The 23898-nt window shown below is 66.0% G+C and carries 26 protein-coding genes; 19 read left to right on the forward strand and 7 right to left on the reverse strand.

From position 1 onward, the window contains the following. Positions 1 to 37 precede the first annotated feature (37 nt). The gene (acnA, locus tag RPC_RS01040) at positions 38 to 2758 is read right to left on the reverse strand and encodes an aconitate hydratase AcnA (RefSeq protein ID WP_011470687.1); all 2721 of its coding nucleotides are present in this window, start codon (positions 2756 to 2758) and stop codon (positions 38 to 40) included. Positions 2759 to 2962: 204 nt separating this feature from the next. Between acnA and ccmA the strand changes: the two genes are divergently transcribed. The 6 genes from ccmA (at position 2963) to RPC_RS01070 (ending at position 6796) form a co-directional block, all read left to right on the forward strand. Continuing rightward, positions 2963 to 3565 carry a heme ABC exporter ATP-binding protein CcmA gene (gene ccmA, locus RPC_RS01045; RefSeq protein ID WP_041802278.1) on the forward strand — a complete coding sequence of 201 codons (603 nt, stop codon included), beginning with the start codon at positions 2963 to 2965 and terminating at the stop codon, positions 3563 to 3565. 313 nt (positions 3566 to 3878) lie between these two features. After that, on the forward strand, positions 3879 to 4547 hold the full coding sequence (gene ccmB, locus RPC_RS01050; RefSeq protein ID WP_011470689.1) for a heme exporter protein CcmB: 669 nt from the start codon (positions 3879 to 3881) through the stop codon (positions 4545 to 4547). Positions 4548 to 4653: 106 nt separating this feature from the next. After that, positions 4654 to 5406, forward strand: a complete 753-nt coding sequence (locus tag RPC_RS01055) for a heme ABC transporter permease (protein ID WP_011470690.1) — start codon at positions 4654 to 4656, stop codon at positions 5404 to 5406. After that, complete coding sequence (gene ccmD, locus RPC_RS01060; RefSeq protein ID WP_041801252.1) at positions 5406 to 5585, forward strand: heme exporter protein CcmD; 180 nt, start codon at positions 5406 to 5408, stop codon at positions 5583 to 5585. The genes RPC_RS01055 and ccmD overlap by 1 nt, the downstream gene beginning before the upstream one ends. After that, positions 5582 to 6175: a DsbE family thiol:disulfide interchange protein gene (locus tag RPC_RS01065; RefSeq protein WP_011470692.1), complete on the forward strand. Its 594-nt coding sequence runs from the start codon at positions 5582 to 5584 to the stop codon at positions 6173 to 6175. The genes ccmD and RPC_RS01065 overlap by 4 nt, the downstream gene beginning before the upstream one ends. A gap of 249 nt (positions 6176 to 6424) precedes the next feature. Further along, positions 6425 to 6796, forward strand: coding sequence for a ComEA family DNA-binding protein (locus tag RPC_RS01070; protein WP_011470693.1), 372 nt, complete (start codon positions 6425 to 6427; stop codon positions 6794 to 6796). A 221-nt stretch (positions 6797 to 7017) separates the two neighbouring features. On the opposite strand, the gene RPC_RS01075 is transcribed toward RPC_RS01070, so the two are convergent. Both RPC_RS01075 and ftsY read right to left on the reverse strand, forming a co-directional pair. Next, positions 7018 to 7638 carry a septation protein A gene (locus RPC_RS01075; RefSeq protein ID WP_011470694.1) on the reverse strand — a complete coding sequence of 207 codons (621 nt, stop codon included), beginning with the start codon at positions 7636 to 7638 and terminating at the stop codon, positions 7018 to 7020. A 7-nt stretch (positions 7639 to 7645) separates the two neighbouring features. Continuing rightward, positions 7646 to 8596 carry a signal recognition particle-docking protein FtsY gene (gene ftsY / locus RPC_RS01080; RefSeq protein ID WP_011470695.1) on the reverse strand — a complete coding sequence of 317 codons (951 nt, stop codon included), beginning with the start codon at positions 8594 to 8596 and terminating at the stop codon, positions 7646 to 7648. 28 nt (positions 8597 to 8624) lie between these two features. On the opposite strand from ftsY, the gene RPC_RS01085 reads away from it, so the two are divergent. Beyond that, positions 8625 to 9347: an RluA family pseudouridine synthase gene (locus RPC_RS01085; protein WP_011470696.1), complete on the forward strand. Its 723-nt coding sequence runs from the start codon at positions 8625 to 8627 to the stop codon at positions 9345 to 9347. A 207-nt stretch (positions 9348 to 9554) separates the two neighbouring features. On the opposite strand, the gene mtaB is transcribed toward RPC_RS01085, so the two are convergent. Continuing rightward, complete coding sequence (gene mtaB / locus RPC_RS01090) at positions 9555 to 10817, reverse strand: tRNA (N(6)-L-threonylcarbamoyladenosine(37)-C(2))-methylthiotransferase MtaB (RefSeq protein WP_011470697.1); 1263 nt, start codon at positions 10815 to 10817, stop codon at positions 9555 to 9557. Continuing rightward, positions 10814 to 11680 carry a diaminopimelate epimerase gene (gene dapF / locus RPC_RS01095; RefSeq protein ID WP_011470698.1) on the reverse strand — a complete coding sequence of 289 codons (867 nt, stop codon included), beginning with the start codon at positions 11678 to 11680 and terminating at the stop codon, positions 10814 to 10816. Before dapF ends, mtaB begins: the two co-directional genes overlap by 4 nt. Before the next feature lie 226 nt (positions 11681 to 11906). Here dapF and RPC_RS01100 point away from each other — a divergent pair, with 226 nt between their 5' ends. Together RPC_RS01100 and RPC_RS01105 are read left to right on the forward strand one after the other, a co-directional pair. Beyond that, positions 11907 to 12665, forward strand: coding sequence for a GyrI-like domain-containing protein (locus RPC_RS01100; protein ID WP_011470699.1), 759 nt, complete (start codon positions 11907 to 11909; stop codon positions 12663 to 12665). Beyond that, complete coding sequence (locus RPC_RS01105) at positions 12662 to 13375, forward strand: SIMPL domain-containing protein (protein WP_011470700.1); 714 nt, start codon at positions 12662 to 12664, stop codon at positions 13373 to 13375. The genes RPC_RS01100 and RPC_RS01105 overlap by 4 nt, the downstream gene beginning before the upstream one ends. Before the next feature lie 237 nt (positions 13376 to 13612). Here the strand turns inward: RPC_RS01105 and RPC_RS01110 are convergent, their stop codons facing one another. Beyond that, entirely contained in the window at positions 13613 to 14668 is a 1056-nt protein-coding gene (locus RPC_RS01110; RefSeq protein WP_011470701.1) for an MBL fold metallo-hydrolase, read from the reverse strand. A gap of 431 nt (positions 14669 to 15099) precedes the next feature. Between RPC_RS01110 and pufB the strand changes: the two genes are divergently transcribed. The 8 genes from pufB (at position 15100) to leuC (ending at position 22092) form a co-directional block, all read left to right on the forward strand. Next, positions 15100 to 15255, forward strand: coding sequence for a light-harvesting antenna LH1, beta subunit (gene pufB / locus RPC_RS01115; protein ID WP_011470702.1), 156 nt, complete (start codon positions 15100 to 15102; stop codon positions 15253 to 15255). 16 nt (positions 15256 to 15271) lie between these two features. After that, positions 15272 to 15475, forward strand: coding sequence for a light-harvesting protein (locus RPC_RS01120; RefSeq protein WP_011470703.1), 204 nt, complete (start codon positions 15272 to 15274; stop codon positions 15473 to 15475). A 516-nt stretch (positions 15476 to 15991) separates the two neighbouring features. Then, entirely contained in the window at positions 15992 to 17536 is a 1545-nt protein-coding gene (gene ffh / locus RPC_RS01125; protein ID WP_011470704.1) for a signal recognition particle protein, read from the forward strand. 110 nt (positions 17537 to 17646) lie between these two features. After that, positions 17647 to 17979 carry a 30S ribosomal protein S16 gene (gene rpsP / locus RPC_RS01130; RefSeq protein WP_011470705.1) on the forward strand — a complete coding sequence of 111 codons (333 nt, stop codon included), beginning with the start codon at positions 17647 to 17649 and terminating at the stop codon, positions 17977 to 17979. Between the two features lie 241 nt (positions 17980 to 18220). Further along, positions 18221 to 18751 carry a ribosome maturation factor RimM gene (gene rimM, locus RPC_RS01135; RefSeq protein WP_011470706.1) on the forward strand — a complete coding sequence of 177 codons (531 nt, stop codon included), beginning with the start codon at positions 18221 to 18223 and terminating at the stop codon, positions 18749 to 18751. Between the two features lie 197 nt (positions 18752 to 18948). Beyond that, the gene (gene trmD, locus RPC_RS01140) at positions 18949 to 19704 is read left to right on the forward strand and encodes a tRNA (guanosine(37)-N1)-methyltransferase TrmD (protein ID WP_011470707.1); all 756 of its coding nucleotides are present in this window, start codon (positions 18949 to 18951) and stop codon (positions 19702 to 19704) included. 113 nt (positions 19705 to 19817) lie between these two features. Next, entirely contained in the window at positions 19818 to 20213 is a 396-nt protein-coding gene (gene rplS, locus RPC_RS01145) for a 50S ribosomal protein L19 (RefSeq protein ID WP_011470708.1), read from the forward strand. A gap of 457 nt (positions 20214 to 20670) precedes the next feature. Continuing rightward, complete coding sequence (gene leuC, locus RPC_RS01150) at positions 20671 to 22092, forward strand: 3-isopropylmalate dehydratase large subunit (RefSeq protein WP_011470710.1); 1422 nt, start codon at positions 20671 to 20673, stop codon at positions 22090 to 22092. Between the two features lie 276 nt (positions 22093 to 22368). On the opposite strand, the gene RPC_RS01155 is transcribed toward leuC, so the two are convergent. After that, positions 22369 to 22701 carry a hypothetical protein gene (locus RPC_RS01155; protein ID WP_041802281.1) on the reverse strand — a complete coding sequence of 111 codons (333 nt, stop codon included), beginning with the start codon at positions 22699 to 22701 and terminating at the stop codon, positions 22369 to 22371. Positions 22702 to 22814: 113 nt separating this feature from the next. Between RPC_RS01155 and RPC_RS01160 the strand changes: the two genes are divergently transcribed. Further along, on the forward strand, positions 22815 to 23216 hold the full coding sequence (locus tag RPC_RS01160) for a metallopeptidase family protein (RefSeq protein WP_011470712.1): 402 nt from the start codon (positions 22815 to 22817) through the stop codon (positions 23214 to 23216). A 74-nt stretch (positions 23217 to 23290) separates the two neighbouring features. Then, complete coding sequence (gene leuD, locus RPC_RS01165) at positions 23291 to 23896, forward strand: 3-isopropylmalate dehydratase small subunit (protein WP_011470713.1); 606 nt, start codon at positions 23291 to 23293, stop codon at positions 23894 to 23896. Positions 23897 to 23898 lie beyond the last annotated feature (2 nt).

The following is a 23898-nucleotide window of genomic DNA, read 5'->3' on the forward strand; positions in this document are numbered from 1 at the left end:
CACTCGCCACTCACTTCGCAGTGAGGCTTTATCCGACTTAAGCAGCAAGCCTGCGCAGCACGTAATGCAGGATGCCGCCGTTGCGGTAGTATTCCAGCTCGTCGAGCGTATCGATGCGGCACAGCAACGAGACGTCGCGTTTCTTGCCGTCGCTGGAGGTGATTTCCGCGGTCAATTGCTGCCGCGGCTTGAGATCGCCCTGCAGTCCGCGGATCGACACTTTCTCGTCGCCCTTGATGCCGAGCGAGGCCCAAGAATCGCCTTCCGCAAACGTCAACGGCAACACGCCCATGCCGACCAGGTTGGAGCGATGGATGCGCTCGAAGCTCTGGCAGATCACCGCGCGCACGCCCAACAGCCGCGTTCCCTTGGCGGCCCAGTCGCGCGACGAGCCGTTGCCGTATTCGGCGCCGGCGAACACCACCAGCGGCACCTGCTCGGCCTGATACTTCATCGCGGCGTCGAAGATCGACATCTGCTCGCCGTCCGGCCAATGCTTGGTCAATCCGCCTTCCGGGATATTGCCGTCGGCGCCCTTCAGCATGAAGTTCTTGATGCGGATGTTGGCAAAGGTGCCGCGCATCATGATTTCGTGATTGCCGCGCCTTGTGCCGTACTGATTGAAATCAGCCGGGCGCACCTGGTGATCGGACAGATACTTGCCGGCCGGCGAGGTCAGCTTGATCGAGCCCGCGGGCGAGATGTGGTCGGTGGTGATCTTGTCGCCGAACACCGCGAGAATCCGCGCGTCGACCACGTCGACGATCGGCTCCGGCTGCATCTTCATGCCTTCGAAGTAGGGCGGGTTCTGCACATAGGTGGAGCTCATGTTCCACTTGTAGGTCTCAGAGTCGACGGTCTTGATCTTGCGCCAGTTGGTGTCGCCCTTGAACACGTCGGCGTATTTCTTCTTGAAGATCGCCGCGGTGACGTACTTCTTGACGAAGGCGTTGATCTCCTTGGTGGTCGGCCAGATGTCCTTCAGGTACACCGGCTTGCCGTCCTTGCCTTCGCCGATCGGCTCGACATTGAGGTTCTTGGTCACGGTGCCGGCCAGCGCATAGGCAACGACCAAAGGCGGCGAGGCCAAGTAGTTGGCCTGCACGTCCGGCGACACCCGGCCTTCGAAGTTGCGGTTGCCCGACAACACCGCAGCGCCGATGATGCCGTTGTCGTTGATCGACTTCGAGATCTCCTCCGGCAGCGGCCCGGAATTGCCGATGCAGGTGGTGCAGCCGAAGCCGACCAGATTGAAGCCGACCTTGTCGAGGTCGAGCTGCAGCCCGGAATTGGCGAGATATTCGGCAACGACCTGCGAGCCCGGCGCCAGCGAGGTTTTGACCCACGGCTTGGCCTTGAGGCCGAGTGCTGCGGCCTTGCGGGCCAGCAGCCCGGCGCCGATCAGCACGCTCGGATTGGAGGTGTTGGTGCAGGAGGTGATCGCGGCGATCACCACGTCGCCATGGCCGAGGTCGAAATTGCGACCCTCCACCGGGAAGCGCGCGGCGGGATCGGCGGCCTTCTTGTATTCGCCGGCGAGTGCCGCGGCAAAACCCTCGGCCACCGCCGGTAGCGCGATGCGGCCTTCGGGACGCTTCGGCCCGGCCATCGACGGCTCGACCTTGCCGAGATCCAGAATCAGCTTCTCGGTGAACACCGGGTCCGGCGAGACGCTGGTGCGGAACAGGCCCTGCGCCTTGGCGTATTTCGCCACCAGCGCGACCCGGTCGGCCTTGCGGCCCGAGGTCTTGAGGAAATCGATGGTTTCGGCATCGACCGGGAAGAAGCCGCAGGTGGCGCCGTATTCCGGCGCCATGTTGCTGATGGTGGCCTTGTCGGCGACCGACAGATGGTCGAGCCCGGGGCCGAAGAATTCGACGAATTTGCCGACCACGCCCTGCTTGCGCAGCATCTGCGTCACGGTCAGCACCAGATCGGTGGCGGTGACGCCTTCCTTCAGCGCGCCCTTCAATTTGAAGCCGACCACTTCGGGCAGCAGCATCGACAAAGGCTGGCCGAGCATCGCGGCTTCCGCCTCGATGCCGCCGACGCCCCAGCCGAGCACGGCGAGGCCGTTGACCATGGTGGTGTGCGAATCGGTGCCGACCAATGTGTCGGGATAAGCCACCTCGAAGGTGCCCTTCTTCTTGCCGATGGTGAGCTTCTCCTTGCGGGTCCACACCGTCTGCGCGAGGTATTCCAGATTGACCTGGTGGCAGATGCCGGTGCCGGGCGGCACCACGCTAAAGTTCGAAAACGCCTTCTGGCCCCATTTCAGGAACTCGTAGCGCTCCTGGTTCTGCTTGTATTCCTCGACCACGTTCTTGCCGAACGCCTTGTTGTCACCGAAGAAGTTCACGATCACCGAGTGATCGATGACGAGATCGACCGGCACCAGCGGGTTGATCTTTTCCGGCGAGCCGCCGAGCGCCTGCATGGCGTTGCGCATCGCCGCCAGATCGACCACCGCCGGCACGCCGGTGAAGTCCTGCATCAACACCCGGGCCGGGCGGAACGCGACTTCATGCTCGAGCTTGCGCTTCTTCAGCCATTTCGCCACCGCGACGATGTCGGCCTTCTTGACGGTGCGGTCGTCTTCGTTGCGCAATAGGTTTTCCAGCAGCACCTTCATCGAATAGGGCAGGCGGGAAATGCCTTTCAGACCGTTCTTCTCGGCGGTGGGCAGGCTGTAATAGACGTAGGTCTTAGCGCCGACTTTGAGGGTCTTTCGGCACTTGAAGCTGTCGAGAGAGGTCATGAGGCGGTCCCAATTTATCGTTTACAACCGGCGCGCAAGATCGACGCACCGCGCAGAAACGCGGGCCGAATGGCTTGCGGGGGCCGATGGTGTGCTGCATCAAGTTCCGGCTTATAGAATCTTTCCAGGGACACCGCCACACCGACAATGGAGTCTGCAACCCCGCAGAGCATCCGTGCGGCAGCGGGCCGGGGCGGGGCGATGATGCGGCTGACAGGGCGCGGGCTGAGATGTGTGCGGGGCGGCCGGCAAGTGTTCGCCGGGCTCGACGTCGACGCCGCGGCCGGCGAAGCGGTGGCGGTGGTCGGCGCCAATGGCGCCGGCAAGACCTCGCTGCTGCGGCTGATCGCCGGATTGTTGGCGCTGGCCGGGGGCGCCATCGCGCTCGAAGGCGGCGATAGCGAACTGACGCTAGCCGAGCAGGCGCATTATCTCGGCCACCGCGACGCGCTGAAGCCCTCGCTCAGCGTCGCCGAGAATTTGATCTTCTGGCAGCAGTTCCTCGGCGGCGAGCCGGCCGACGCGCAGGCCAGCCTCGCCGCGGTCGGGCTCGGGCATATCGCGCATCTGCCGGCGGCCTACCTCTCGGCCGGGCAGCGGCGGCGGCTGTCATTGGCGCGGCTCACCGCGGTGCGCCGGCCGTTGTGGCTGCTCGACGAGCCGACCTCGGCGCTGGATGCCGAAGGCCAGGCGATGTTCGCACGCCTGATGACTGCGCACCTCGAAAGCGGCGGGCTGCTGGTCGCCGCCACCCACACCCCGCTCGGCATCGCCGCCCGCGAATTGCGGATCGGAGGCGCGGCGTGATGGCGGCTCTCCGGGATTGCGCGCGCCGGGCTGGTCCGCTCGGACGGAGCGCTGTGCTTTGCCGCCCCCCCACCCCCGACCCCTCCCCGCAAGGGGGAGGGGAGCGCGCCCTGCTCGGCGATAGTTTTTGCTCCATTCAGGCCATTTCCAGTCATGAGCTTTCCCTTGCCGACAGACTTCTAAATCGCGGCACGGCCCCTCTGCTCCCCTCCCCCTTGCGGGGAGGGGTCGGGGGTGGGGGTCTCCGGGCACTGAGGCCCGATCGGCTCGCGCAGCCGTCCCGGCGCAGCCCCAACGCCGCAGAGGCTCGCTCATGACCGCCCTCTTGGCGATGATCCGCCGCGACATCAGAATCGCGCTACGCGTCGGCGGCGGCGCCTTGATCGGCGTGCTGTTCTTCCTCGCCGTGGTGGTGCTGATGCCGTTCGCGATCGGCCCGGACCTGGCGCTGCTGCAGCGGCTCGGTCCGGCGGTGCTGTGGCTCGGCGCGCTGCTCGCGAGTCTCCTGACGCTCGACCGGCTGTTCATGGCCGACCACGAGGACGGCTCGCTCGACCTCATCGCGATGAGCCGGACCCCGCTGGAATTCGCCTGCGCCGCCAAGGCTTTGGCGCATTGGCTGGCGGCCGGCCTGCCGCTGGTGGTGGCGACCCCGGTGCTCGGCCTGCTGCTCAATCTCGACGGCTCCGCCTCGCTGGCGATCGCCGCCACGCTGTTGGTCGGCACCCCGGCCCTGACCTTCACCGGCATGATCGGCGCCGCGCTGGCGGTGACGCTGCACCGCGGCGGGCTGTTGATGGCGGTGCTGGTGCTGCCGCTGTCGATCCCGGTGCTGATTTTCGGCGTCGCCGCGGCCGGCGCCGCGATCACCGGGCCGGTGTCGTTCGGCACCCCATTCCAGATCTTGTGCGCGCTGTCGCTCGCCAGCATGGTGATCGGGCCGTTCGCCGCCGCCGCCAGCCTGCGCCAAGGACTGGATTGAGGGCGCAACCGATGACCGACTTGACCCCGATCAACTCTCGCGGAGCCGCAATCGGCCACACCGACACCGATTGCTTGCAGCCCCGCCGCCGACTATCAGGAAGCCCATGACGCTGATCGATCTCGCCAATCCGACCCGGTTCCTGAAGCTGACGGAGCGCGTGCTGCCTTGGCTGACGGGGCTGACCGCGCTGCTGCTGGCGATCGGGCTCGTCCAATCGGCGCTGGCGCCGGACGATTATCAGCAGGGCGCCACCGTCAAGATCATGTTCGTCCACGTCCCCAACGCCTGGCTGGCGATGTTCGTCTGGGGCATCATGAGCCTGTCGGCGCTCGGCACGCTGGTGTGGCGGCATCCCTTGGCGGACGTCGCGGCGAAAGCCGCCGCCCCGATCGGCGCCGCCTTCACTTTTCTGGCGCTGGTCACCGGCTCGCTATGGGGCCGGCCGATGTGGGGCACCTATTGGGAATGGGACGCCCGCCTCACCTCGATGCTGATCCTGTTCCTGATGTATCTCGGGCTGATCGCGCTGTGGCGCGCGGTGGAGGATCCTTCCCGCGCCGCCCGGGCCGCGGCGATCTTCACGCTGGTCGGCGCGATCAATCTGCCGATCATCAAGTTCTCGGTGGACTGGTGGAATACGCTGCATCAGCCGGCCTCGGTGCTGCGGGTTGGCGGGCCGGCGCTCGACAAGTCGTTCCTGATGCCGCTGCTGGTGATGGCGATCGCGTTCTCGCTGTTGTTCATCACGCTGCATCTCGCTGCGATGCGCAACGAGATTTTGCGCCGCAGGGTGCGGGCGCTGCAGATGCTGCAGGCCAGCGAGCAGCAGGGTCAGCTGCGATCGGGGGCGCTGTGATGTCGCTCGGTCCCTACGCCTCTTTCATCGTGTTGTCCTACGCGGTGTCCGCTTTGGTGGTCGCGATCCTGATCGTCTGGGTGGCGCTGGACTATCGCCGGCAACAGGCCAAGCTGCGCGCGCTCGACGCCGCCGGCGTCAGCCGCCGCTCCAAGCGCAACGCCGCGGAGGCCTCATGAGCGACCAACCGATTCAACCCGCCCCCTCCGGACGCCGCTCCTGGCTGATGGCGCTGCCGCTGTTGGGCTTCACCGTGCTGGCGGGGCTGTTCTGGCTGCGGCTCGGCGCCGACACCACCAAAATTCCCTCGGCCTTGATCGGCCGCCCGGCGCCGCAAGTCGCGCTGCCGGCGTTGCCAGGGCTGGCCCGCGACGGCGCCGCGGTGCCGGGGCTCGATCCGGCGGCGTTCAAGGGCAAGGTCAGCGTCGTCAACGTCTGGGCGTCGTGGTGCGTGCCGTGCCACGACGAGGCGCCGCTGTTGATGGATCTCGCCAAGGACCCGCGCATCCAGCTGGTCGGCATCAACTACAAGGACGCGGCCGACAACGCCCGACGCTTCCTCGGCCGCTACGGCAATCCGTTTTCGATCGTCGGCGTCGACCCCAACGGCCGCGGCGGCATCGAATGGGGGGTCTATGGCGTGCCGGAGACTTTCGTGGTCGGCCGCGACGGCACCATCGCCTACAAGCTGGTCGGCCCGGTGACGCCGGACAATATCGACAAGGTGCTGAAAGCGCAGATCGACAAGGCGCTGGCGGCGGGGTCGTAGCAGGCTTTAGTTTTATCCGTCATTGCGAGCCAAGGACGGCGCACCGCGCCGTCCGACAGGCATGCAATCCAGCGGCTGCGCGCGGTGGCCCTGGATCGCTTCGTCGCAACAGCTCCTCGCAATGACGGCCTTGAACGCCTCGCATAATATTTTTCCGGTTTTATCTGCCGTTCATTTGCCGGCCACGGCGCCGCCATGGTTCCAAGCGCTACTCACTGCGCGTTACTAACAACGTCCCAGGAGGACATGATGCGCACTTTCAAACTTGCTTCGCTGACCGCCGCCGCCCTCACCCTCGGCCTGCTCGCTTCCGCGCCGTCGATGGCGCAGGCGCCCGCCACGACCGATCACAAATCGGATCACATGGCGCCGATGACCAAGCCGTCGGAGTCGAAGATGGCACCGGCGAAAGCCGAGGCCACCAAGACCGACCTGCTCGATATCAACTCGGCCACCGTCGATCAGCTCGACGCGCTGCCCGGCGTCGGCAAGGCGTACTCCGCCGCGATCATCAAGGGCCGCCCCTACAAGGGCAAGGACGAATTGGTGCAGAAGAAGATCGTGCCGGAAAAGACCTATGACGGCATCAAGGACAAGATCGTCGCCAAGCAGAAGAGCTGAGGCGAGACGCTGCTTGTTACTTGAAGCCGTGCCCCGGACCAGACGCAGCGCGCAGCGCTGCGTCTGGTCCGGGGCCGTCTCAAGCGCGGCACTCGTAACGGTCCCGGCTCGCCGGCGCGGCGTGAAGGACGCCGCGCCGCGTCCGGGACACCCGTTTCTCTTGCGAAATTCTTGCGGCCGAAGCTGCCTGACCTTTTCCGCAAGAAAATTTAGCCGGAATTTCAGCCCTTGCTGACGTCGCCGGCGTCGGCCTCGCTGGTCTCCAGCGTCACCGGCTCCAAGTGATAACGCTTGATCAGCGGCATCTGCGTCAGCGCAAACAGCATGGTCAACGGCACCATGCCGAACACCTTGAACGCCACCCAGAAATCGGTCGACTGGGTGCGCCAGATCGCTTCGTTGACGAGCGCCATCGCGAAGAACCACAGCGCCCAGCGCAGCGTCAGCTTGCGCCAGCCCGGCGGCGTGAGATTGAACATCTGATCGAACATGATGGCGATGAAGGAACGCCCGAACAACAGCCCGCCGCCGAGGATCGCGGCGAACAGGCAATAGATGATGGTCGGCTTCATCTTGATGAAGGTCTCGTCGTGCAGCACCAAGGTCAGCGTGCCGAACACGATCACCACCACCGCGGTGACGATCGCCATGATCGGCACGTGCTTGGTCACCACATAGGACACCGCGATCGCGATCAGCACCGCGACCATGAAGGCGCCGGTGGCGACGAACAGATTGAATTTCGAATTGACGAAAAAGAAAATCAGCAGCGGCCCGAGCTCGGTGGCGAGCTTGAACAACGGATGCGGCCGGTTGGTCGCGAGTAGCTCGGGCTTTTCCATCGTGTGATCAGCTCCCGCTGTCGGTGCCGGCGATCGCCTTGGCGAAATCCGCCGCGGTGAACGGCGCCAGATCCTCGACGCTTTCGCCGACGCCGACGAAATGCACCGGCAGTTTGTATTTCTCCGCCAGCGCCACCAGAATGCCGCCGCGCGCCGTGCCGTCCAGCTTGGTCATCACCAGGCCGGTGACCCCAGCGGTACGTGAAAAAGCTTCGACCTGCGAGAGCGCATTTTGCCCCACCGTGGCGTCGAGCACAAGCAACACCGCATGCGGCGCGGTGGCGTCGACCTTCTTGATCACCCGCACCACCTTTTCGAGCTCGTTCATGAGTTCGGCCTTGTTCTGCAGCCGGCCCGCGGTGTCGATCAAGAGCACGTCGCGACGGTCGTCCTTCGCCGCGGTCAGCGCGGTGAAGGCGAGCCCCGCGGAGTCCGATCCTTGCGTGCCGGAGATCACCGGCGCGCCGGTGCGCTCGCCCCAGACTTTCAGCTGCTCGATCGCCGCGGCGCGGAACGTATCGCCCGCCGCCAGCATCACCTTGCGGCCCTCGGCTGCGAATTTCGCCGCGAGCTTGCCGATCGTGGTGGTCTTGCCGGAACCGTTGACGCCGACCATCAGGATCACGAACGGCTTGTGCGCCGCGTCGATCACCAGCGGCTGCGCCACCGGCGCCAGCACCTTCTCGACCTCGGCGGCGACGATGGTCTTGACGTCGCCCGCCGAAATCATCTTGTCGTAGCGGCCGACGCCGACCGCGGCGGCGATCCGGGCCGAGACCTCGGTGCCGAGATCGGCGCGCAGCAGCACGTCCTCGATCTCATCGAGCATCGCCCGGTCGAGCTTGCGCTTGGTGACGAATTCGGCGAGCGCGGTGCCGATCGAACTCGAGGTCCGCTTCAGGCCGCTGGACAGCCGGCGCCACCAACTCGGTTTTTTGGTTTCAGTCGTGTCGTTCATGATGAGGCTGTGTTAGCGGTTTCGCGCCATGAGCGAAAGTCACCCTGAACCAACGGCTATGCCGGAACTGACCGCGGAGGAGATCCTGGCGCGGGTGCTGTACCGCGACGGGCTGATGCTGGTGATCGACAAGCCCGCCGGGCTGCCGGTGCACCGCGGCCCGAAGGGCGGCGCCAACCTAGAATCCTCGTTCGAGTTCCTGCGCTACGGGCTGCCGCGGCCGCCGGTGTTGGCGCATCGGCTGGACCGCGACACCTCGGGCTGCCTGGTGCTGGGGCGCCACCGCAAGGCCACCGCGTCGCTGGGGTTGTTGTTCAAGCACGGGCGGATTTCCAAGACCTATTGGGCAGTGGTCGAAGGCGGCCCGATCGAGGACGAAGGCACCATTGAATTGCCGATCGGCCGGCTCAACGCCGAGCGCGGCTGGTGGCAGAAGATCGATCCGGAGGGCCAGCCCGCCACCACCAAATGGCGGGTGCTGGGCCGCGGCGACGGCCTCACCTGGCTGGCGCTGCAGCCGGTGACCGGGCGGACGCATCAGCTGCGGGTGCATAGCGCCGCGATGGGCTGGCCGATCGTCGGCGACAATATCTATGGCAACGGCCCGCGGTTCGGCGAACCGACGCTGCATCTGCACGCCAGCGAAATCGTGATCCCAATCTCGCGCAACAAGCCGCCGATCGTGGTCACAGCACCAGCGCCGGTGCATCTGCATGCGCGGCTGCGCGGGTGTGGGTGGAACGGGGAGTAACGGCTTCCACGTCGCCGGTTTGACGGCCTTCGAGGACGATCAAGGCGCTATCAGCGTCATGGCCGGGCTTGTCCCGGCCATCCACGGAAACAGACACTGCGGCGCAAGCGGGCGTGGATGCCCGGGACAAGCCCGGGCATGACGTGGAGAGGTGGGGTGCTCGCTGGAATGATCGCCGCCCGGAAACGGTGAAGGATGCTCAGCCAGTCACACCGTCAATCTTGCCCCGTCATGCCCCGTGATCGTCAGCCGCCGCACTGCGCCGGGGGTGTCGCCGGCGATCGCCACGGGCAGAAAATGCTCGGTGCGGCCCTGGCTCGGGCTTTCGATCAAAACCTCGCGCGCCGCGCCGATCTCAGCATCGAGCCGCCGCAGCAGCGCCGCGTCGCCGGCCTCGCGCAGCCGCTTGGCGCGCTGCTTGACGGCATTGCCATCGACTTGCGGCATCTTCGCCGCCGCGGTGCCGGGCCGCGGCGAGTACGGAAACACGTGCAGCAAGCTGAGGTCGCAGGCCTCGACCAGATCCAGCGAGCGGGCGAACATCTCGTCGGTCTCGGTCGGAAACCCGGCGATCAGGTCGGCGCCGAGCGCGATGTCCGGCCGCAGCCGGCGCAGCTGCGCGCAGAATTCGATCGCCTGGGCGCGGCAATGCCGCCGCTTCATCCGCTTCAGGATCAGATCGTCGCCGGACTGCAGCGACAGGTGCAGATGCGGCATCAGCCGCGGCTCATTGGCCACGACGTCCAGCAGGTCGGCATCCGCCTCGATCGAATCGATCGAGGAGATCCGCAGCCGCTGCAGTTCCGGCACTTCGCGCAGGATCTGCTTGGTGAGCAACCCGAGCGTCGGCGCGCCGGCGAGGTCGGCGCCGTAGCTGGTCAGATCGACCCCGGTCAGCACGATCTCGGCATGGCCGCGCTCCGTGAGCGCGCGGACCTGCTCGACCGCCGCGGCCAGCGGCACCGAGCGCGAATTGCCCCGGCCGAACGGGATGATGCAGAAGGTGCAGCGATGGTCGCAACCGTTTTGCACCTGCACGAACACCCGCGGCAGCCCGCTCTGGTAGCCGTCCAAAAGATGCGGCGCCATCTCGCGCACCGCCATGATGTCGGCGACCGCGATCTTTTCCGCGCCCGGAACAGGGCCCGCCGCGAAGGCGGTTTGCGCTGCGCGCCAGGCGGTGCCGCGCATCTTGTCGTCATTGCCGAGCACGCGATCGACTTCGACCATGTCGGCGAACATCGCCGCCTGGGTCTGCGCGGCGCAGCCGGTGACGACGATGCGCGCGCTTGGCCGTTCGCGCTTCAGCCGGCGGATCGATTGCCGCGCCTGCGCCACCGCCTCGTTGGTCACCGCGCAGGAATTCACCACGATGGTGTCGGTGCAGCCGGCGGCTTCCGCCTGGCGCCGGATCAGTTCGGATTCGAAGGCGTTGAGCCGGCAGCCGAAGGTGACGACCTCGACGCTCACGAAGCAGCAGCGGCGAACACCGCCGGATCGAAGCGGCCTTCGAATTCGAACGCCGCCGGGCCGGTCATCAGCACGTGGTCGTCGCTTGCGCGCCATTCGATGCCGAGTTCGCCGCCGGGCAGCGTGATGTGCACGACGCGGTTGACGCGCCGCAGCCGGGCCGCGGCGACCGCGGTGGCGCAGGCCGCCGAGCCGCAGGCTTTGGTCAAGCCGACGCCGCGCTCCCAGGTGCGGATCACGATGTGGTCGCGATCGACGATCTGCGCCAGCGTGATGTTGGCGCGCTCCGGAAAGATCGGGTGGTTCTCCAGCAGCGGCCCGAAACGCGCGAGATCGTGGGCATTGACGTCGTCGACCCAGAAGATGGCGTGCGGATTGCCCATGCTGACCACCGACGGGGTGTGCAGCACCGGCGCGTCGATCGGACCGATCTGCAATTCGATCGACCGGGTGTCGCGAAATTCTTCCGCCAGCGGGATGTCTTTCCAGCCGAGCTTCGGCGGCCCCATGTCGACGGTGTAAAGATTGGGCGCCGGACGCCAGCAATTCAACAAGCCGGCCCGGGTCTCGAAGGTCAGCGCGTCGCTGGCCGAGGTCGCGAACACCTGCCGCGCGACGCAGCGCATGCCGTTGCCGCAGGCCGAGGATTCCGAGCCGTCATTGTTGTAGATCCGCACGAAGGCCTCGGTGCCGGGGGTGCGCGGCGGCTGCAACACCATCAGCTGATCGTACGGCACCTCCGAGGCGATCGCGCGGGCATCGGCGGCGCTGACCGCGACCGGGTGGTCGCGTAGATCGAGCACGACGATTTCGTTGCCGATGCCGTTCATCTTGCTGAAGCTGCGGTTTGCCAATTCGTTCATGACCATGATCCTGCCGGAGTTATATGGCGAACGACGCCGGCTTGACCAGTGCGGCAGAACTGTGTCGGAGCGGAATGAACCAAGGGCGCAGCCCGCCGCCGATCTGGCAGGGGACGAAATCCGCCGCCGCGTGTTAGCATGGCTGCGGATGGTCGCGTATATCGCGGGTTTGCAGGCTGCGGTCGCCGGGCGCGAGTTCGGGCATGACCTTGGGGAGATCATGAGAATGGACGTTGCGCGTTGTTTTCGCCTGGCCGTGGCTGCGCCGCTGGCGACAGCCGGAATTCTGATCGGCGTCACCGGAGCGCTTGCGCAATCGCCGCCCGCGGTCCCCGCGCCGACGGCTTCGGAACCCACCAAATCCGCTGCCGAAGAGCCGGCCAAGCCGGCCGCGGCGCCGGCCAAACCCGCCGATCCCGCCAATCCGGCCGCGGCGACGCCGCCGACCCCTCCGCCGGCGGCCGCCGAGGCCCCGGTGACCCCGGCGCCGGGGACGCCTGCGCCGGCCGCGCCGGTGCAGACCGCCGATCCGTTCGGCGAGGAGATCACGCTCGCCGGCAAGAGCGTAGTGGTACTGAAGGGCAGCGCCAATTGGGATTCGGCGTTCGAGACCCTGGTCGAGTCGTTCAAGACGCTGACCGCGCTGCTCGACAAGCAGGCCATCAAGCCGGCCGGCAATGTGATGATCGTCTATACCTCGACCGACGATACCGGCTTCACCTTTCAGGCGGAGATCCCGGTCGAGCAGGAGCCGAAGGATCTTGCGAAGAACATGAGCCTCGGCAAATCACCCGACGGCAAGGCGCTGAAATTCGTGCATCGCGGCTCCTACGACAATATGGACAACACCTACGAGGCGATCACCAATCACCTCGACGACAAGAAGCTGGAAGCCAAGGACACCTTCGTCGAGGAATACATCACCGATCCATTGAAGACCGCGGAGGACAAGCTGGTGATCAACGTCTACGTGCCGCTGAAATGAACAGCCTCGACTGCCGCAAGGCTCTGATCGGGCTGACCGCCCTCGCCGCGCTGACCGTCCCCGCGTTGGCGGATAGCATTCCGCCGCCGGCGGTTTCCGTGACCGGCGAAGCCAGCGTGTCGGTGCCGCCGGATCTGGCGAGCGTCGATGGCGGCGTCACCACCGAGGCCAAGACCGCGCGCGAGGCGTCTGACGCCAACAACGTCGCGATGGGCAAGGTGTTGCTGGCGTTGAAGGGCGCCGGCCTCGAGGACAAGGACCTGCAGACCTCGCGGCTGTCGCTACAGCCGCAATATGCCAACCAGAACCGGCCGGGCCCCAACGTCGTGGTCGGCTATCGCGCCACCAACCGGATCACCATCCGGCTGCGCGACGTCAGCAAGGTCGCCAGTGTGATCGATACGCTGGTGTCATCCGGCGCCAACGAGGTCGGCGGCATCGATTTCGCGGTCGCCGCCGCCTCCAAGCTGCTCGACGAGGCGCGCGACCAGGCGTTCGCCGACGCCCGCCGCAAGGCGGAGATCTACGCGCGCGCCGCCGGCGTCGCGCTCGGCGCACCGCTCAGCATTTCCGAAGACAGCGCGCCCGGCCCGATGCCGATGCGCAAGATGATGTTGGACCGCGCCGCCTCCGCCCCGGTGGCGCCGGGCGAAGAGACGCTGCGGGTCTCGGTCAGCGTGTCGTTCGCGATCAAGCCGGCGACGCCGTAGGTCAAATGCGGCGAAGCCGATTAGGCACTTAAGCTCAACACGTCATGGCCGCGCTCGTCGCGGCCATCCACGCCCACGAGCGATGCGGTGCCTGTTTCCGTGGATGGCCGGGACAAGCCCGGCCAAGACGCGGAGAGGTGGTGACGTCTCGATAAGCCTGCAGTGTCCGGTCAGGCGCGCAGCGCGAGGGCTTCGGCTGCAACGTGCGCATGGCGTTGCCGCCCGGGGTGCGTCCGCTCAAATCTCCATCACCTGTCCGGGCTCGAGCACCGCGAATTTTTCGCGCGGCGTCCCTGCCGCATCGAGCGCCGCGCGCAGATCCTCAACGGGAGCGTCGATCGCCTCGTCGGTGAGCTGGAAGGTGCCGTGATGATGCGCCACCGCCTGCGCGGCGCCGCAATCGGCCAGCGCCTTGACCGCGTCGGCCGGATTCATGTGCTGGTCTTGCATGAACCAGCGCGGCTCGTAGGCGCCGATCGGCAGCAGCGCCAGCCGCAGCGGGCCGTGCGCCGCGCCGACGCGGCGAAAGTGCTTGCCGTCGCCATAGCCGGAATCGCAGACGATGTAGATGTTGCCGGCCGGGGTATGCAGCACGAAGCTCGCCCACAGCGCCTTGTTGCGGTCGAACAAGCCGCGCGCGGTCCAGTGCCTGGTCGGCACCAGCGTCACCGCGACCCCGTCGCCGAGCTCGACGCGATCGTGCCAATCGAAGGCCTCGGCGCGGATCGCCTTGTCGTGCGAGGTCATGGTGAGGTCGTTGCCGAGCGGGGTGATCACCCGCGGCGAATGCTTTGCAGCAAGCTTCGACAGCGTCGGCAGATCGAGATGGTCGTAGTGGCCATGCGAGACCAGCACGACGTCGATCGGCGGCAAGGCCTCGAAGCCGATGCCCGGGGCGTTGTGGCGCTTCGGCCCGGCAAAGCTCACCGGTGAAGCGCGCTCCGACCACAACGGGTCGACCAGAATGTTCAGCCCCGCGGTCTGGATCAGCCAGCTGACGTGACCGACGAACGACAGCCGCACTTTGTCGCCGTCGACGCGCCGCGGCGGCGTATCGGCGAACGGGCTCGGCGCCCAGTCCGGCCATTTCGCCTGGGTTCGCTTGAACTGCCAGCGCAGCACATCGACGAGGCTGCGCGGCGGCGCGCCGTCGGGATCGAAAAACCGCGTGCCGTCGAAATGATCGGACAGCGGACCTTGGTAGTTGGGCATGCGGGAGATCCAGAATGATGAAAGGGCCGCAGCGGCGCCGCCGGCGAGCAAGGTCAGCAATGAGCGGCGGGTCAGCGGCAAGGCTCAACCATCGGGCTTGAGAGGAGATGGCCGGATGACGGCGAGGCCTGGCCTATCTAGGTGGTTTGCCGAGCAACGCCAGCCTCAGCCGTACAATAGCACCACCCCTGCGACTTAAGGCCGTGCGGGAAATTCGGCCGATGGCCAGTGTCATAGAAGATTGACAGAACTGAATGTCATGTTGGATTGACAAAAATTCCTGTCAGGATAATCATGCATCACTTGATCGTGAAAAGCCGGACAGGCGATTTTGCGATCAAGGCGGAGAATTGCATCGGCGTGCGTTGCTGACACGGAGTGGGCGGCGCGGGCGTGGCGATCCACCGAACACCGTAGCTGGACCGGGCGAACCTTTGGTTCGGCATAGCAGCAGGAATACCCACGTGCGGGTTCAGCACGAAATTGGTCGTAGTCTCTCAGGAGGTTAAGTTATGGCAGAGGATCTGAACAAGGTCTGGCCGACGGGTCTGACAATCGCGGAGTCCGAAGAGCTCCATAAGCATGTGATCGACGGCACCCGCGTGTTCGGCGCGATCGCGATCGTCGCTCACTTTCTGGCGTACGTCTATTCGCCGTGGCTGAAGTAAGTAAGGGGGATCGAACATGAATCAAGCTCGTGTCTGGACCGTCGTTAACCCGACCGTCGGCCTGCCGCTGCTGCTCGGCAGCGTCACCGTGATCGCGATTCTGGTGCACTTCGCCGTTCTCGAGAACACCACCTGGTTCTCGGGCTACTGGAATGGCGCCGCCAAGACCGCCACTGCCGCGCCGGCCGTGGCCCCGGTCGTCGCTCCGGCGAAGAAGTAACAGCCTGTTCGCAAGCTGAATTCCTAGAGACCCACCGGAGATCCCCTGGCAACGGGGGATTTTCGGTGGCAGGGATTATTCAGGGATTCTCGACAAGGAATCTTGGCAAAGAATCTTGGCAAAGAATCTTGGCAAGTAACCTCGGCAAGGATCGTCGCAACAGCCGTGGCACGGCCGGCCGGATCGCAGCGCAGTGGCCCGAATGCCCTTAGGTTCCGGCGGGTTTTTGCAGAGATTGCGCCCCGCCGCGGTTCGGCCGCCGCGAGTTTCTTGACTTTCCAAGCCTTCCCCCTGTAAATCCGCCCCACTTCTCGAAAAGTATCGCTTTTCGACCCGCCGCCCGGTCCCGGAGACCGGAGGTCAACGCCCGACAGCGCTGTGCGCCCTCGGGCGCCATAAGTGTTTGGAATTCTTTTCCTTCGCCGGCTTTGGCGGGCGCAGGGGAAACCGGCAACGACCTCATCCTGAGGGGCCGCGAAGCGGCGTCTCGAAGGATGGGCTGCAAGGATAACGACCGTGTTCGACAATCTGTCGGAAAAGCTTGGTGGCATTCTCAATCGGCTGACCCGCCGCGGGTCGCTGACCGAGGCCGACGTCGACGCCGCGATGCGCGAAGTGCGCCGCGCGCTGCTCGAGGCCGACGTCTCGCTCGACGTGGTGAAGAGCTTCACCGACAAGGTCCGCGAGCAGGCGATCGGCGCCACCGTGGTGAAGTCGGTGACGCCCGGCCAGATGGTGGTCAAGATCGTCCATGACGAGCTGGTCGCCACGCTCGGCTCCGACGCCCAGATCATCGACCTCAACGCCGTGCCGCCGGTGCCGATCATGATGGTCGGTCTGCAGGGCTCCGGCAAAACCACCACCACCGCCAAGCTCGCCCGCCGCCTCACCCAGCGCGACAAGCGCCGTGTGCTGATGGCCTCGCTCGACGTCTATCGCCCGGCGGCGATGGAGCAGTTAGCAATCCTCGGCCGCGATCTCGAGATCGACACGCTGCCGATCGTCGACGGCCAGAAGCCGGCGCAGATCGCGCGCCGCGCCATCGAGGCCGCCAAGCTCGGCGGCTACGACGTGGTGCTGCTCGACACCGCCGGCCGCACCACGCTCGACGACGAGATGATGGCGGAAGCCGCCGAGATCAAAGCCGTCGCCAGCCCGCACGAAGTGCTGCTGGTCGCCGACTCGCTCACCGGCCAGGACGCCGTCAATCTGGCGCGCGCCTTCGACACCCAGGTCGGCCTCACCGGCATCGTGCTGACGCGCGTCGACGGCGACGGCCGCGGCGGCGCCGCGCTGTCGATGCGCGCCGTCACCGGCAAGCCGATCAAGCTGATGGGCACCGGCGAAAAGACCGACGCGCTGGAAGATTTTCATCCGAGCCGGATCGCCGGCCGGATCCTCGGCATGGGCGACGTGGTGTCGCTGGTCGAGAAGGCCGCCTCGCATCTCGACGCCGAGAAGGCCGCCGCCGTCGCCGAGAAGATGCGCAAGGGGCAATTCGACCTCTCCGACATGCGCGAACAATTGCTGCAGATGACCAAGATGGGCGGCATCGGCGGGCTGATGGGGCTGATGCCCGGCATCGCCAAGATGAAGAGCCAGATCGCCGCCTCGCGGATCGACGACAAGGTGCTGAGCCGGCAGATCGCGATCATCGATTCGATGACCCGGCAGGAGCGCAAGAACCCCGACATCCTCAAGGCCAGCCGCAAGAAGCGGATCGCCGCGGGCGCCGGGCTGAAGGTCGAAGAGGTCAACAAGCTGCTGAAAATGCACCGCAACATGGCCGACATGATGAAGGCCGTGGGACGCGGCAAGGGCGGCCCGATGGCCGGTCTCGCGCAGGCCATGGGGTTCGGCGGCGGCATGCCCTCGCCGGAACAGATCAAGGCGATGCAGGAGCAGCAGGCCCAGGGCGGCGGCGGATTGCCGGAGTTGCCGAAGGATCTGCCGCCGAGCCTGCGCGGCGGACTGCCGAAACTTCCCGGCCTCACGGGCTTAAGCGGCAAGCCGACGCTGCCGGGCCTCGGCGGCTTCCCGGGCTTCGGGAAAAAGAAATGAGAGATTTGGCCGACCCGATCACTTAAGGCGCGCGCTGCGCGCCTGACCGAGCGGCTTCCACGGTTCACCGATTTTTTGAAACACGTACGAGACACCTCAAAGGAGACATCATGTCAGTCGTTATCCGCCTCGCCCGCGCCGGCACCAAGAAGCGCCCGGTCTATCACGTCGTCGTCGCCGACTCGCGCTTCCCCCGTGACGGTCGCTTCATCGAGCGGCTCGGCCATTTCAATCCGCTGCTGCCGAAGGATAGCGAAGCCCGCCTGAAGCTCGACCTCGACAAGGTCAAGGCCTGGGTCGCCAAGGGCGCGCAGCCGTCGGATCGCGTCGCCCGTTTCCTCGACGCCGCCGGCGTCAAGAAGCGCGAAGCCCGCAACAATCCGGAAAAGGCCGTGCCCCGCAAGGAGCGCAAGGCCGCCGCTGAAGCCGCCGCCAAGAAGTAAGGACTTCTCGCGTGCCGCTTTCCTCATGCTTGGCGACGCCCGGCTCCCGCCGTGCTGCTCGGCATGAGGTCAGCAGGTCGTTGGCCCATCACGTCATGGCCGGGCTCGTCCCGGCCATCCACGCCCATAGGCGAAGCTTTCCAGGTTTCTTCGTGGATGGCCGGGACAAGCCCGGCCATGACGCGGAGAGGATGCCGATAGCCGCGCGCGGCGTTGCCCGCGTCTCGGGGAATGCGCGCTGATGCCCGCCGACAAAATCTGCGTCGCCCGGATCGGCGCGCCGCATGGCGTGCGCGGCGCGGTGAAGCTGTGGCCGTTCACCGCCGATCCGTTGGCCGTGCTCGATTATGGTCCGCTCTCCACCAAAGACGGCAAGCGCAGCTTCGAGGTCGAAACCGCGCGAGAGGCCAAGGGCCATCTGGTGGCGACGCTGCAGGGCGTCGTCAGCCGCGAGGACGCCGAGCGGCTGAACGGCGTTGAGCTCTACATCGATCGCGCTCAATTGCCACCGCCCGAAGAGGGCGAGTACTACCACGCCGACCTGATCGGGCTGGCTGCGGTCGACGCCGCGGGCGCGCCGATCGGCAAGGTGCTGGCGATCCATAATTTCGGCGCCGGCGACATCATCGAAATCGCGCCGCCGTCCGGCCCGACGCTGCTGTTGCCGTTCACCAATGCGGTGGTGCCGACCGTCGACATCGCGAGCGGCCGCGTCGTGATCGAACTGCCCGCCGAAATCGAGGGCGACGACCCGGCGCAGGCGGATATCTGAGTTCATCGTGTCCCGGGCGCGGTGCAGCGCGCAGCGCTGCTCCGCAGACCCGGGACCGTTACGAAGGCAGCGTCCGTAACGGCCCCGGCTCGCGACGCAATACTGCGTATTGCATCGCGTCCGGGGCACGGCGCTTCATTCCGTAATTCACTCATCATCCGGTTTGACGGCGCGGGTCCGGCGCGCCAAGGAAAGCCATGAGCAAAGCCATGAGCTGCGAACCGACCCCCTGGCGCGCCACCGTGCTGACGCTGTTTCCCGAGATGTTTCCCGGCCCGCTCGGCGTCAGCCTGGCCGGCCGCGCGCTGGCGACCGGCTTGTGGGCGCTGGAAGTCCGCGACATCCGCGACAGCGCCACCGACAAGCACCGCAGCGTCGACGACACCCCGGCCGGCGGCGGCCCCGGCATGGTGCTGCGCGCCGACGTGCTGGCGGCGGCGATCGATGCGGCTGACGCCGGCGAAACCCGTCCGCGGCTGGTGATGAGCCCGCGCGGCCGGCCGCTCACCCAAGCGAAGGTCGCGGAGCTCGCGGCCGGGCCGGGGCCGCTGATCGTCTGCGGCCGTTTTGAGGGGATCGACCAGCGGGTGATCGACGCCCGCGATCTCGAAGAAGTGTCGATCGGCGACTATGTGCTGTCCGGCGGCGAGATCGCCGCATTGGCGCTGCTCGATGCCTGCGTGCGGCTGTTGCCGGGGGTGATGGGCAAGCAGGGCTCGGCGCTGGAGGAGAGTTTTTCCGACGGCCTGTTGGAATATCCGCAATACACCCGGCCGCAACTGTTCGAGGAACGGCCGATCCCGGAGATTTTGACCTCTGGCGATCACGCCAAGGTCGCGGCCTGGCGCCGCGCCGAGGCGGAAAAGCTCACCCGAGCCCGCCGACCGGACCTGTTCGCCACGCGACCGCAACCGAATCGCCAAAAACCGCCAAAAAACACGACGGACGGGTGACAAAGCTTCGTCTTTGCCGTATAGCACCGCCAAATCCGCGCACTGGCAGGATAAATAGATAGTCGCGCAGCCCGCGCCGGGATGGCTGGGCGCGCCGCCGATGGAGAATTGCAATGAACCTCATTCAAGAGCTCGAAAAAGAGCAGTTCGACAAATTGTCCGCCGGCAAGGTGATTCCGGAGTTCGGTCCCGGCGATACCGTGATCGTCAATGTGAAGGTGGTCGAAGGCGAGCGCTCCCGCGTGCAGGCCTATGAAGGCGTCTGCATCGGCCGTTCCGGCGGCGGCATCAACGAGAGCTTCACCGTGCGCAAGATTTCCTACGGCGAGGGCGTCGAGCGCGTGTTCCCGCTGCTGTCCCCGATGATCGATTCGATCAAGGTGGTGCGCCGCGGCAAGGTGCGTCGCGCCAAACTGTATTACCTGCGCGACCTGCGCGGCAAATCGGCCCGCATCGTCGAGAAGAAGCAGGACCGCCCGGCCAAGGTCGTGGCCGGCGCCGCCGAGTAATCTTCGACGCTTCAATCTGGTTTCGAGAAAGCGCGGGTTTTTGCCCGCGCTTTTTTCGTATGCGACAGCAGCCCCCGTGTCCCGGACGCGGTGTGGCGCGCCAGCGCCGCACCGCGAGCCGGGACCGTTACAGATGCCGCGTTCCGCAAAGGCCCCGGCTCTGCGGCGCAATACTTCGTATTGCATCGCGTCCGGGGCACGCACGCCGATCGACCCCCGCACACGGAACCGGCGGCGCCATCGCAGGCCAAGCGTTGTCGCGTCGTCGCATCGTGCTATATGAGTGGAATGTTTCCAATCCGTCCGCTTGCAGCACGCATCGTGCTCGACGACCGCAGCCGCCTGCCTTGGCGGTTCTTCGGACGGCTGACCACGGCCGCGCTCACGGCTTGAGCCCGCCCGCCGCTTCGCGGAGCTCGCCGTTGCCCTCTTTCAGTTTCGACAAGGTTGAAATCTCATGACCGATTCAAAATCCGCCGCCCCGACCACCCTGTACGACAAGATCTGGAACGACCATCTGGTGCACGAGGCCGACGACGGCACCTGCCTGCTCTATATCGATCGCCACCTGGTGCACGAGGTGACGTCGCCGCAGGCGTTCGAAGGGCTGCGCACCGCCGGCCGCAAAGTCCATGCGCCGGAGAAGACGCTGGCGGTGGTCGATCACAACGTGCCGACCACCGATCGCTCAAAACCCAATCCGGATCCGGAAAGCGCCGACCAGATCGCGGCCTTGGCCGAGAACGCCCGCGAATTCGGCGTCACCTACTACAACGAATTCGACAAGCGGCAGGGCGTGGTCCACGTCATCGGCCCGGAGCAGGGCTTCACGCTGCCCGGCACCACCATCGTCTGCGGTGACAGCCACACCTCGACGCATGGCGCGTTCGGCGCGCTGGCGCACGGCATCGGCACCTCCGAGGTCGAGCACGTGCTGGCGACGCAGACGCTGATCCAGAAGAAGGCCAAGAACATGCGCGTCACCGTTGACGGCGCATTGCCGGACGGCGTCACCGCGAAAGATATCATCCTGGCGATCATCGGCGAGATCGGCACCGCGGGCGGCACCGGCTACGTGCTGGAATATGCCGGCAGTGCGATCCGCGCGCTGTCGATGGAAGGCCGCATGACGGTGTGCAACATGTCGATCGAAGGCGGCGCCCGCGCCGGCCTGATCGCACCGGACGAAAAAGCCTATGCGTACTTGAAGGGCCGGCCGATGGCGCCGACCGGCGCCAATTGGGACGCCGCGATGCGCTATTGGGAAACGCTACGCTCCGACGAAGGCGCGCATTTCGACCACGAGCTCCGGCTCGATGCGGCCGCACTGCCGCCGATCGTCACCTGGGGCACCTCGCCCGAAGACGTGATCTCGATCTTGGGCAGCGTGCCGAACCCGGCCGACATCGCCGACGAGGCCAAGCGGCTCTCCAAGGAGCGCGCGCTGGCCTATATGGGCCTCACTGCCGGCACCAAGATCACCGACATCAAGATCGACCGCGCCTTCATCGGCTCCTGCACCAACGGCCGGATCGAGGATCTGCGCGCCGCGGCGAAAGTCGCCGAGGGCAAGACCGTCAACGGCAACGTCAACGCCATCATCGTGCCGGGCTCCGGCCTGGTGAAGGAACAGGCGGAAGCCGAAGGGCTCGACAAGATCTTCATTGCGGCGGGCTTCGAATGGCGCGAGCCGGGCTGCTCGATGTGCCTGGCGATGAACCCCGACAAGCTGGCGCCGGACGAGCGCTGCGCCTCGACCTCGAACCGCAATTTCGAAGGCCGCCAGGGCTTCAAGGGCCGCACCCATCTGGTGTCGCCGGCGATGGCGGCGGCGGCGGCGATCGCCGGCCACTTCGTCGATATCCGCGACTGGCGCTGAGGAGGCCAATCCCGCGCGCACGAACGACGCGCGCCCCGGACGCTGCGCAACGCGCCGCCCTTGCGGCGTGGTGCGCTGCAGATCCGGGGCCATGACGCAACGAAGCGATTGAGACGTTTCCGATGCAACGGTCCCGGTTCTGCGGCGCAGTACGTCGGATGCGCCACCATGCGCCGCGAGCTCCGAACCATGACCTGATCGCGACACCTCCCGTCGACCTGTCGTGGACGGTAACGGGCATCCCCTGCACAGTTTCCCGCGGCAGTGCGGATCGAATTAGCCGGGCCGCCAGAAGCAATTCATCCGCGGGGTGATCACGGTGCCGCTCGGGCGATATTCCTCGACATAGGTGGCGGTGCAGTCGCGCACCGCGTTCGGACCGGGATTGTAACGCGGAATGACGCCGTAGGAGTCGGAGCGGTAGATCGGATAGACTCGCAGCCGGGTCGGCGGCCACCGCGTGGCGCGGCGCTGCGCCGAGAGATCCGACGCGGCGACCCCGGAAGACGCCTGCGGCGCGCCCTGACCGCTCTGCGCGGCGGCCATTTGCGGCGCGGAGAAACCGATCGTCAGCAGCGCGAGCCCGATCGCTATGGTCCTGTCCCTCATCACCCGCTCCCGCATCAAGATCCCCGCCGCTACGCTCTCCGATTGCCGTGCCGGCGTCAACCGCAGCCGCGGCGGGCTTTGCGGAAACGGTTCCGATTGTCTAAGACAGCGCCATGTGGTCGTCCGCAAAATCGCCGTCGCTCGCCGAAATGGAAGTCATGGCGCACGACATGTTCAGCCAGCTGCCGAAGGGGTTTCGCGACCTCTGCGCCGGCGTGATCATCCGCGTCGAGGATTTTCCCACCGACGAGGTGCTGGAGGAGATGCAGGCCGAAAGCGAATTCGACCTGCTCGGCCTGTTCCAAGGCGTCGGGCTGCCGCATCAAAGCCATGACGACATCGCCCCGCTGCCCAATATGATCTGGCTGTACCGACGCCCGATCCTGGATTACTGGGCCGAACACGACGAAAGCCTCGGCCATGTCGTCCGCCACGTGCTGGTGCACGAGATCGGCCACCATTTCGGGCTGTCGGACGACGACATGGAAGCCATCGAGGCCGAGGTGGCCGACTAGGGTTGCCGCAGATTGCCCTTGGAGCCGTCGCGCGATCGGGCTAAAATCTTGGCTTCATTCAGGGATAAATCGACATGGACAAGTTCACCACGCTGGAAGGCGTCGCGGCGCCGCTGAAGATCATCAATGTCGATACCGACATGATCATCCCCAAGCAGTTCCTGAAGACCATCAAGCGCACCGGGCTCGGCAAGGGGCTGTTCTCGGAGCAGCGCTACAAGGACGACGGCAGCGAGAATCCGGATTTCATCCTCAACAAGCCGGCCTATCGCAACGCCAAGATCCTGGTCGCCGGTGACAATTTCGGCTGCGGCTCGAGCCGCGAGCACGCCCCCTGGGCGCTGCTCGACTTCGGCATTCGCTGCGTGATCTCGACCTCGTTCGGCGACATCTTCTACAACAACTGCTTCAAGAACGGCGTGCTGCCGATCCGGGTGACGCAGGCCGACCTCGACAAGCTGTTCGACGACGCCGAGCGCGGCGCCAACGCCACCATCACCATCGACCTCGGCAAGCAGGAAATCCGCGGGCCGGACGGCGGCACGGTGAAGTTCGACATCGACCCGTTCCGCAAGCACTGCCTGATGAACGGCCTCGACGACATCGGGCTGACGCTGGAAAAGAAAGCCTCGATCGACAGCTACGAGGACAAGGCCAAGACCGAACGCGCCTGGGCGTAAGT

The sequence above is a fragment of the Rhodopseudomonas palustris BisB18 genome, assembly GCF_000013745.1.
In the GTDB taxonomy this organism is placed as follows: domain Bacteria; phylum Pseudomonadota; class Alphaproteobacteria; order Rhizobiales; family Xanthobacteraceae; genus Rhodopseudomonas_A; species Rhodopseudomonas_A palustris_F.